The 2,956-nt window shown below is 62.1% G+C and carries 2 protein-coding genes; both read left to right on the forward strand.

The features are described from left to right. The first annotated feature begins 154 nt into the window (after positions 1-154). Positions 155-2,650 carry a serine/threonine-protein kinase gene (locus LCF60_RS24090; RefSeq protein ID WP_292295063.1) on the forward strand — a complete coding sequence of 832 codons (2,496 nt, stop codon included), beginning with the start codon at positions 155-157 and terminating at the stop codon, positions 2,648-2,650. Between the two features lie 13 nt (positions 2,651-2,663). Beyond that, positions 2,664-2,804, forward strand: coding sequence for a hypothetical protein (locus LCF60_RS24095; RefSeq protein ID WP_292295064.1), 141 nt, complete (start codon positions 2,664-2,666; stop codon positions 2,802-2,804). Positions 2,805-2,956 lie beyond the last annotated feature (152 nt).

Consider the following 2,956-nt stretch of genomic DNA (forward strand, 5'->3'; position numbering starts at 1 on the left):
CTGGGAACGCTGCCCTGATTGCCGCACCAGTGATGGCCAAAATATCTCGTCTCGCGGCGAATGCGTGTACGCTTGAGCCTGGCTGCACGCAGGGTCAGAGCGCGATTCGCGCCGCCAGGCAGCTCTGGTCCATAGAAGAATTCAAGCAGGGTGATTGATTGAGGAGACGCACAAGGTGAATTCAAGCGATCGTTTTCGCCGCCTGGAGGCGCTGTTTCACGAACTGGAAAGCCTGCCCGATACGGAGCGCGACCGGCGTCTTGCGGCGCTTGCAGTCGAAGATGCCGACCTGCACGCCGAACTGGTAAAAATGCTCGAGCCGACGCCAAGCCTGGTGCGTGACGAGGAGCACCTTGATCGCGTAGCCAGCGATGGCGGTCTTGCGGCCGGCCTGGCCGAACCCCGCATACCCGCGAGCATCGGGCCGTTCAGGTTGATTCGCATGCTCGGAGAAGGCGGCATGGGCCGGGTCTATCTGGCGGAGCAAAGCGATCCGGTGCGCCGCACGGTGGCGCTGAAGCTGACCCGCAGAGGCTTCGACAGCGCCGAAGCAAAGGTTCGGTTTCGGGCGGAACGTCAGGCGCTGGCGACGCTGGAGCATCCCAATATCGCGCGGGTCTTCGATGCCGGCAGCACCGAAGACGGCCGCCCGTGGTTTGCGATGGAATATATCGAGGGCGTGGCGATCACGCGTTGGGCAGCGGAGCGTGACCTGGACCTGATCGATCGCATCCGGCTATTGCTACCAGTCTGCGACGCGGTACAGCACGCCCATCGAAAGGGTCTGATTCACCGCGACCTCAAGCCGTCCAATATCCTGGTCGCGGAAAATGGCGATCTGGGCTTTCCCAAGGTCATCGATTTCGGCATCTCACGCGTCGTCGGACTGGAAGCTGAAGCGCGTTCCAATGTCACGCAGCTGGGTGAGCTGGTCGGTACGCCGGAATACATGAGCCCGGAGCAGGCGATGCTGGGCGAGATCGATGTCGACACGCGCTCGGATGTCTATTCGCTCGGGCTGGTGCTCTACGAGCTGCTGGTTGGCGCATTGCCGATTTCAGGCAGCGATCTGCGCGCGCTGGGCTTCGAGGCGATGTGTCGGCAGATTCGCGAAGGCGAAACGCCGCGGCCGAGCCGGGCCCGACCCAGCGCCGACGAAATTGATGCGAGCACCTCGCGTTGGCGGGCTCGTTTGAGAGGCGATCTGGATTCGGTGCTTCTCAAGGCTCTGGCCAAGGACCGCGAGCGTCGCTACGGTAGCGTGGCCGCGTTTGCCGAAGACCTCTCCCGCTACCTGGACAACGAGCCGGTGCTGGCCCAGCCCCCCTCGCTCCGTTATCGAGCCAGGAAGTTCATCCGGCGCCATCGTCTGCCGGTGGCCACCGCCGCGATCATTACGGTGGCGCTGCTCGCCAGCACACTGATTGCCAGCGTCGCCTTGTTGCGGACGCGCGAAGCGCTGGCAGAGGCCGAATATCAGTACGAAATGGCGCAGGCCAACCTTCTCGGCCAGAACACCTATGGAGACATCCTCTATGAACTCTACGCTGAAGATGAGCGGGGAGACCAGCTGACTGCCGAGTTGATGCAGCGCTGGTCGGCGCTGCATGCCGAGCGCGACAAGAACCCCGACCAGGCCGCATCGTCCAGCTTTGTGCTTGGCCGCCAATTCCATCTGCGCCGCGATCACACCAATGCGCAGATCGTTCTCGGAGATTGGCTGGCGGAGGGCTATGGACCCAGAAGCTTGCGGGCCATGGGACGCGAATATTACGCCATGAGCCTGTTCGAATCCGGTAAGCGTGCTGAGGCATTGCCGGTGATGCGCGAAGTGATGGCAAGCTTCGAGGACGGCCACAGGCGGCCTTTGCAGGCTCAGCTGAATTTTGCACTGCGGCTGGCAACGTTGAGCCGTGCGGCGGCGGATATCGAGAAGGCCGAGGCGCTCTATCATGCCCGCGCAGCCGAACAGGCAGAGCGAGAGATGACGGCTGCCCAGCAGCTGACCTCGCTTCAGGGCTACATGCATATCCTGCGATTGAAAGGGGACCTCGATGAAATGGTCAGGGTCGGAGAGCAGATCATGGCGATTTATGAAGCCACCCCGGATTATCTTTTCGGGCGGGGGCTGGCGCGCGCCAATCTCGGCGCTTTTTATCTCTACCTTCAGGATGATGCTGCCGCTGCCGAGTCCGTCGCGCGCAAGATCATTGGATATGATCGGGAGGCCGAGGGTGAAAGCGCTGTCACGGCAAGAGGCTATTACCTGCTCATCCGATCCTTGCTCTTTCAAGGGCAATTGGACGCTGCGGAGGAGGCATTGGCCCAAGGCCAAGTCCTGCAGGAAAAATATACCGGGCTGACCGCAGGCGGGCCGGATTTCGACCTCGCCGAGGCAGAACTCGCCGGGCTGCGCGGGGACCTGGCCAGGGCAGAGGCTGCGCTCGCAAGGGCCCAAGGAAGCGCGCATCCGGCTGAATACGCGCTGGGGCAGGCGCATTTCGCTCTGGTAGCGGGTGGAGACAAGCAAGCGATATACGAAGCGTTAATGCAGGCCCTGGAGCCGGTCAGACCGCTCCACGGCAAACGCAAATACCTTGTTCGCCGCCTCTACGCGTTAGGCTTACCAGAGGCGGCCGATCAACTTTAATCGGACATTGGAAATGGCTATCGATCATCCCGGATGGTATCTGAGCATGCTCGGCAATCCGGATCTCGGTCCGCTGCACGGTGACGACCGATGGACTGCGATCAATGATCGGTTCAGCAATCGCATCGAGTCCGATCGCCTGACCACGCCCTGAGACGGTCGCGCTTTCCCCGTATCCTGATCGTTCCTGGCTGACCGCCGCGGGACCGTGGGACGGTTCCGCGGCACCGGGCCCGGCTCAGGGCTGGATTTCGAAGCCGTCGACGAAGATGTCGTCGGGTAAAGCCTCGAACTCGAAGCGTGGCT

It is taken from the genome of Marivita sp., assembly GCF_020055635.1.
Lineage (GTDB): Bacteria > Pseudomonadota > Alphaproteobacteria > Rhodobacterales > Rhodobacteraceae > Marivita.

Coding starts and splice junctions, on each gene's coding strand:
- LCF60_RS24095 (WP_292295064.1), top strand. CDS start 2,664: ATGGCTATCGATCATCCCGGATGGTATCTGAGCATGCTCGGCAATCCG.